Origin of the sequence: Rhizobium sp. BK538, from assembly GCF_014197575.1 — a bacterium.
In the GTDB taxonomy this organism is placed as follows: Bacteria; Pseudomonadota; Alphaproteobacteria; order Rhizobiales; family Rhizobiaceae; genus Rhizobium.
Map to the genome: position 1 here is coordinate 48228 of NZ_JACIFT010000029.1, position 6837 is coordinate 55064.

At 61.1% G+C, this 6837-nt stretch carries 4 protein-coding genes; 1 reads left to right on the forward strand and 3 read right to left on the reverse strand.

All coding sequences use genetic code 11. The features are described from left to right. Window positions 1-85: 85 nt before the first annotated feature. Window positions 86-1528, reverse strand: coding sequence for an FAD-binding oxidoreductase (locus FHX09_RS26535; protein WP_007790611.1), 1443 nt, complete (start codon window positions 1526-1528; stop codon window positions 86-88). A gap of 315 nt (window positions 1529-1843) precedes the next feature. Between FHX09_RS26535 and clpB the strand changes: the two genes are divergently transcribed. Then, a complete protein-coding gene (clpB, locus tag FHX09_RS26540) occupies window positions 1844-4447 on the forward strand; it encodes an ATP-dependent chaperone ClpB (RefSeq protein WP_184450870.1) in 2604 nt (867 codons plus the stop codon). 54 nt (window positions 4448-4501) lie between these two features. Here clpB and FHX09_RS26545 read toward each other — a convergent pair whose 3' ends face one another. Continuing rightward, window positions 4502-6442 carry a M23 family metallopeptidase gene (locus FHX09_RS26545; RefSeq protein ID WP_184450872.1) on the reverse strand — a complete coding sequence of 647 codons (1941 nt, stop codon included), beginning with the start codon at window positions 6440-6442 and terminating at the stop codon, window positions 4502-4504. 111 nt (window positions 6443-6553) lie between these two features. Continuing rightward, window positions 6554-6837 (reverse strand): hypothetical protein (locus FHX09_RS29490; protein ID WP_207911689.1); only part of this gene is annotated, 284 nt, incomplete at its 5' end.

The following is a 6837-nucleotide window of genomic DNA, read 5'->3' on the forward strand; positions in this document are numbered from 1 at the left end:
TTTTTGATGTCTAACGGCCTTTACGGTCTTGGCATCTCGTCTGGCATTGTCGCCGGATCCTGACCGCTGCCGCTTTGCTTGCCGGTCAGCTGGCAGCCCGCATCTCCGTCTCCGGCTTCACATTCTGGTTCATCCTAAAAAGGTTCTGCGGATCGTAGTGCTGCTTGATCGCCGCTAGGCGCCTGTAATTGGCACCATAGGCCGCTTCAACACGATCGGCTTCATCCTCCGGCATGAAGTTGATGTAGGCAGTGCCGATGGCATTCTTCTTTGTCGCCTCAAAAAGCGCGCGCGCCCAACCGATGCAAGTGTCGTCCATCGACTTCTCACGCCAGCGTGCATGAACGTTCATGACGAAATGCGAGTTTCGCTGCGGGAAGGCCGTGGCCTCCACGGGGATGCGGCCTGCCGCGCCGCCTACATGGCCAATGAAGATTTCGCACTCCGGACCGGGAAGCTTGCGTACGGCGTCGAGAAGTATCGCGATCGTCGCGTCCGAAAGCTCGGCGAAGTCCTGGCTCTTCCAGTAGTTGCGCGCACCCGGTGTCAGCAGCGGATCGAAAGCCTGCTGCCAGGCGGCGAAGGGCATCGGAGCGACGACGTCGGCGATCGGACGACCGATGGCGCGAAGCTCGGCGGTCGCCGCCTTTCCCTTTTCGACGTCGCCGCAATAGCACATGGCAAGCACTACGATTTCCTTGCCATGCCATTCTGCCGGCAGGAAGGGAAGCGGTGGTGCTCTGCGCATGACGACCCAGCACGTCAGTTCGTCAGGCGCGGTTTCGAGTGCCTGGCGATATTGCTTGAGCACAGTGTCTGCATCGGCGAAGGGATGAACGACCAGACCCGCGAGGACATCTCCAGGCAGGTCGTGAAGCCGGAATTCGAAGGAGGTCACCACACCGAAGTTGCCGCCACCGCCGCGCAAGGCCCAAAAAAGGTCCGGCTCCTCGCGTTCACTGGCGCGCATGAACTTCCCTTCCGCTGTCACGACGTCCATCGAAATGAGGTTGTCGATCGTCAGTCCAAATTTGCGGGTTAGCCATCCAAAGCCGCCACCGAGTGTCAATCCCGCGATGCCGGTCGTGGAGTTGATGCCGGTGGGCAGGGCAAGCCCGAAAGCTTGCGTCTCTCCGTCCACGTCGGCGAGTGTCGCGCCCGGCTCAACGCGCAGGCGTCTCGTGCCTGGGTCAACCCTTACCGATTTCATCGGCGACAGGTCTATAACGACGCCGCCTTCGCAGACGGCATTGCCGGCGATGTTATGCCCCCCGCCGCGAACAGCCAGCAAGAGTCCATTGTCGCGCGCAAACCGAACTGCTCTCATGACATCGGCTGCGCCAGCGCAGCGCGCGATAAGGCCGGGGCGCCGGTCGACCATGGCATTCCATATAGCCCGCGCCGCGTCGTAATCTGCATCCTTTCCACTCAGCAACTTGCCGCGCAACCCTGCCGCAAGGCCTTCGATGACTACGTCTTTCACTAACGCTTGACCCTTTTTGAGGGTCGTGAGGTTCAGGTCGTCCATGATTTCCTCCCCAAGGCGAGATAGCGCGTTTCCGCCGCGGCATCTTGCGCTCCGCGCCCGCCATTCACAAGCGGTAGCTAATATGCGGTAGGCCGAGAAGCGCGGCGACAGCTTCCATCAGGTCCTGGCGTTTGATGTCGTGGTTTTTCGCCTGGTAGCCTCTTTAAACTGTTAAAATCCTCCACCATATCCAGCCAAAGTTCGTCGGCCGCAAATCCCGACCGCGGCGGAACAATGGGCTTGCCATTTAAGGGAGCTCAATCTCAGTCATCGGCCTGTGCCTTATGAGGGCAGGGCGATTCATGGAGGTACAGTATGAATATTGAAAAATACTCCGAGCGGGTGCGCGGTTTCATTCAATCCGCCCAGACCTATGCGCTTGCGCAGGGGCACCAGCAGTTCACCCCCGAACATGTTCTCAAGGTGCTGCTTGACGACGATCAGGGCATGGCCGCTTCGCTGATCGAGCGCGCAGGCGGTGACCCGAAGGCTGCGCGTCTTGCCAACGATGCCGCACTTGCTAAGCTGCCGAAGGTTTCCGGCGGCAACGGGCAGATCTATCTTGCTCAGCCGCTTGCCAAGGTTCTTTCGACTGCTGAAGAGGCAGCGAAAAAGGCTGGCGACAGCTTCGTCACCGTCGAGCGTCTGCTGCAGGCATTGGCGATCGAGTCTTCGGCGTCGACGTCTACCACGCTGAAGAACGCTGGCGTGACTGCGCTTGCGCTCAATCAGGTGATCAACGAGATCCGCAAGGGCCGCACGGCCGACAGCTCGAATGCCGAACAGGGCTTCGACTCCTTGAAGAAGTACGCACGCGATCTGACTGGCGAGGCTCGCGAGGGCAAGCTTGATCCCGTCATCGGCCGCGACGACGAAATCCGCCGCACGATCCAGGTTCTCTCGCGCCGCACCAAGAACAACCCGGTGCTGATCGGCGAGCCCGGCGTCGGCAAGACCGCCATCGTCGAAGGTCTTGCGCTGCGTATCGTCAACGGCGACGTGCCGGAATCGCTCAAGGACAAGAAGCTGATGGCGCTCGACATGGGCGCGCTGATTGCCGGCGCAAAGTATCGTGGCGAGTTCGAGGAGCGGCTGAAGGCCGTACTCAACGAGGTGCAGGCCGAGAACGGCGAGATCATCCTGTTCATTGACGAAATGCACACGCTGGTCGGTGCCGGCAAGGCGGATGGGGCGATGGACGCCTCCAACCTGCTGAAGCCTGCGCTTGCCCGCGGCGAGCTGCACTGCGTCGGTGCGACCACACTCGACGAATACCGCAAGCATGTCGAGAAGGACCCGGCCCTTGCCCGCCGCTTCCAGCCAGTCATGGTCGAGGAGCCGACGGTCGAGGACACGATCTCGATCCTGCGCGGCCTCAAGGAAAAATACGAGCAACACCACAAGGTCCGCATCTCGGATTCGGCCCTGGTCGCGGCTGCGACGCTTTCCAATCGCTACATCACCGACCGCTTCCTGCCCGACAAGGCAATCGACCTGATGGACGAAGCTGCTGCGCGGCTGCGCATGCAGGTGGATTCCAAGCCTGAGGAGCTGGACGAACTCGATCGGCGCATCATGCAGCTGAAGATCGAGCGCGAGGCGCTGAAGAAGGAAACCGACACGGCATCCGCCGACCGGCTGGTGCGGCTTGAAACCGAGTTGACGGGTCTTGAGGAAGAGGCCGATGCCCTCACGGCCCGCTGGCAGGCGGAAAAGCAGAAGCTTGGCCTTGCCGCGGACCTAAAGAAGCAGCTGGACGAAGCACGCAACGAACTCGCGATCGCACAGCGCAAGGGCGAGTTCCAGCGTGCCGGCGAGCTGACGTATGGCGTCATTCCGGAACTGGAAAAGAAGCTTGGTGAGGCCGAACAGCAGGATAGCGATCGCAGCGCCATGGTGCAGGAGGTCGTGATCCCCGACAACATTGCGCATGTCGTCTCTCGCTGGACCGGCATCCCGGTTGATAAGATGCTGGAAGGCGAGCGCGACAAGCTGCTTCGGATGGAAGACGAACTGGCGAAATCGGTGATCGGTCAGGGTGACGCGGTTCAGGCCGTTTCGCGTGCGGTGCGCCGTGCGCGTGCCGGCTTACAGGATCCGAACCGACCGATCGGCTCGTTCATCTTCCTCGGCCCGACCGGTGTCGGCAAGACGGAGCTCACCAAGGCGCTTGCCCGCTTCCTCTTCGACGACGAGACGGCAATGGCGCGCATGGATATGTCCGAGTATATGGAGAAGCACTCCGTGGCCCGGCTGATCGGCGCCCCTCCCGGCTATGTCGGCTATGATGAAGGTGGTGCGCTGACGGAAGCCGTTCGCCGCCGGCCGTATCAGGTCGTGCTGTTCGACGAGATCGAGAAGGCGCACCCTGATGTCTTCAACATCCTGCTGCAGGTTCTGGACGATGGCCGCTTGACGGATGGTCAGGGCCGGACGGTCGATTTCCGCAACACGATGATCATCATGACGTCGAACCTCGGCGCCGAATACCTGACCCAGCTCAAGGAAGGCGACGACAGCGAGGTGGTTCGCGAGCAGGTGATGGAGGTCGTGCGCAGTCACTTCCGGCCGGAGTTCCTGAATCGCATCGACGAGATCATCCTGTTCCATCGCCTGAAGCGCGAGGAAATGGGCGCGATCGTCGACATTCAGCTGAAGCGTCTGGTGGCGCTGCTTGCCGAGCGCAAGATCACGCTCGAGCTCGACGACGATGCGCGGACCTGGCTCGCCAACAAGGGCTACGATCCGGTCTATGGCGCGCGGCCGCTGAAGCGGGTGATCCAGAAGTATGTTCAGGATCCGCTGGCCGAACAGATCCTCTCCGGCCAGGTGCCGGATGGATCGACGGTGAAGATCACCAGCGGTACCGACCGGTTGTTGTTCCGCACCCGGAATACCGCGGTCAACGAAGCGGCCTAAGATCCTTCGATCTCAGTAAGAAAATGGCGGCCTCGGCCGCCATTTTTGTGGATGCTATTTGCTTGCCACCTGCGGCGGCGGCTGGTTGCCGAGAAGGGTGTCGATACGCTGCCGCTCGTCTTCGAACTTTGCCAGCGCTTCACCCTTCAACGACTTGCCACCCGGAAGGCGCACGCGCAGGGGATCGACCTTGGTGCCGTTGACGATCATCTCGTAGTGCAGATGCGGGCCAGTGGATTCGCCTGTCGTACCGACCCAGCCGATCACCTGGCCCTGGCGCACCTTGGCGCCGGGAATGATGCCCTTGGCGATGGCGCTCTGGTGATTGTAGGAGGATTCGTAGCCATTGGCGTGGCGGATGATGGTCTGGTTGCCGTAGCCGCCAGAATCCCAGCCCGCCTTTTCGACGGTACCGTTGCCGACGGCGATGATCGCCGTGCCGCGCGGAGCGGCCCAATCGACGCCGGTGTGCATGCGGGCAAAACCCAGGATCGGGTGCCGGCGCATGCCGAAGCCCGACTTGAAAATGCCGTTCGGCACGGGATTGCGCAGCAGGAATTGCCGAATGCTCTTACCGTCCTGATCGAAGTAGTCGATCGAACCATCTTCCGGATCCTGGAAGCGGTAGAAGCGGGTCTGCGTGTCGCCGAAGCGCGCATTCACGTAGAGAAGCTCGGAATCGGCCGTTGCCTGTCCGCTGGAATCGGTGACCGAAAAGAAAGCCTCCAGAGTATCGGTCGGGCGCAATTCCGCCTGGAAATCAACGCTGCTCGCCAGCAGCTTGATAATCAGCGCGGTCATGTCCTTGGTCATGCCGTAGGAGAGCGCAGCACGATAGATGCCGTCATAAACGCGCGGCAGGTTCTGGTTGGACGGGATCGATGTCGAGCTGTCGTCGAAGGCGGTCGTGACCGCATCGATTTGCGGCGGCTCGTGCCCGGCGACGAACCGGTCGTGGTCGTCGAGCGCCACGGTGACAAGATGGCGGGTGCCGCGATAGACGCTGGCGCGGATGATCTTGGCCTGCTCGCCTCTTTGCAGGATGCCGATCCGCAACACATCGCCCTTCGAGAGATCGTCCGATCCGATCATGGGCGACAGATAGGCAGACAGGCCCTTGGCCTGCGGCTCCGGATAGCCCGACTCCGTCATTGTTTTGATGATCGAGGTGTCCTGGCGTACCGGGATGATGTCGTCGGCAAACTCTTCCGTTTGCGGCGTGATCGATTCCGGTGCGGAGACCGTCATGTTCTGCTCGAGGACACGGGCCGTCAGGCCAGCCGTCAGGTCAACGTCATTGTCATCGTTGGAGAAGCGGCGCGGGTCCACATAGTAGAGTGCTGCGACCTGGGCCGCACCGTCGGTCAGGACGGAGCCGTTGGAGCGCACGTTCTCCTCGATCTCGTCGAGGGTCATACCGGCTGCTACCGGGAGATCGGATTTTGCCGTGGGGTAGGCTACCGTTTTCAGACTGACCTCAGACTCCACGTCCGAACCGTAGATCTGTCCGGTGCGAACGTTTGGCTGTGCATCGGGCTCGTCCGCCGAGAAGATCGTCAGCGGGTTGAAGCTTGGATAGTCCTCGGTCGCGACGTGGTTGGCGGCAAGCGTTATCTTCACACGTGCAAAGGGCTGGCGGCGGACAACCTCCTTGTCGCCCTCGCGGACGACGGTCGAGACCTCCATGATCTTGCGGTCCGACGGCTTGGCTGCAATCGCGGAGGCAATCAGGCGGCTGCCGCGCGTCACGTCGGTATCGGCATGCGCCTCGGCATTGATATTGGCGTAAGCCTCGGCAGGGATCGCCAGCTGCTGGCGACCGTCGAGTGCGGCGAAGAGCGCCACGCCCATCAGCACGCTCGATGTTATGCCGGTGAGGAACGTACCCGAAAGCCAGCGCAATGAAACCTCGCGGCGGTCCGGCGCACGTCTGCCATCGGCGAGAAGCGGCGGCTCGTTGCCGAACGAGCGGATCATCATCTTCTCCGTCATCATGGCAGGTGGATCCGCGTCCTTTCGGTGGGCGTCTTCGGGCAGCTGTGGCTGGCGCCGAAAAGTGCATAGTTTGGCAATAGAAGTCAAATGGGCCGGGTGCGCACACCCAAATCATTCGCCCTTGAGACCATCTGAATGTGAAGATGTGAGGGCGAAGTACCTCGCCATTGCGTTTTGGGACCCTATTTTCTTAGAAATGATCCGGCTGGCCGCGCAATCGCGGAGCCGAGAAGCTGGCCTCGGGAAATCCGCGTTAAAATTCAATGTCATGCAAGAAATCTGGTTTTTTTTGAAAACCGCTGTTGACTTAGAAAAGGGGCAGGGTCTATAAGCCCGATCACTGACGAGGGCGGCGGCGCTGCTGGCGACGAAGTCCTTCGCTCTGAAGTTTCTTT

Coding starts and splice junctions, on each gene's coding strand:
- FHX09_RS26535 (WP_007790611.1), bottom strand. CDS start 1,528: ATGGACGACCTGAACCTCACGACCCTCAAAAAGGGTCAAGCGTTAGTG.
- FHX09_RS26545 (WP_184450872.1), bottom strand. CDS start 6,442: ATGATGACGGAGAAGATGATGATCCGCTCGTTCGGCAACGAGCCGCCG.
- clpB (WP_184450870.1), top strand. CDS start 1,844: ATGAATATTGAAAAATACTCCGAGCGGGTGCGCGGTTTCATTCAATCC.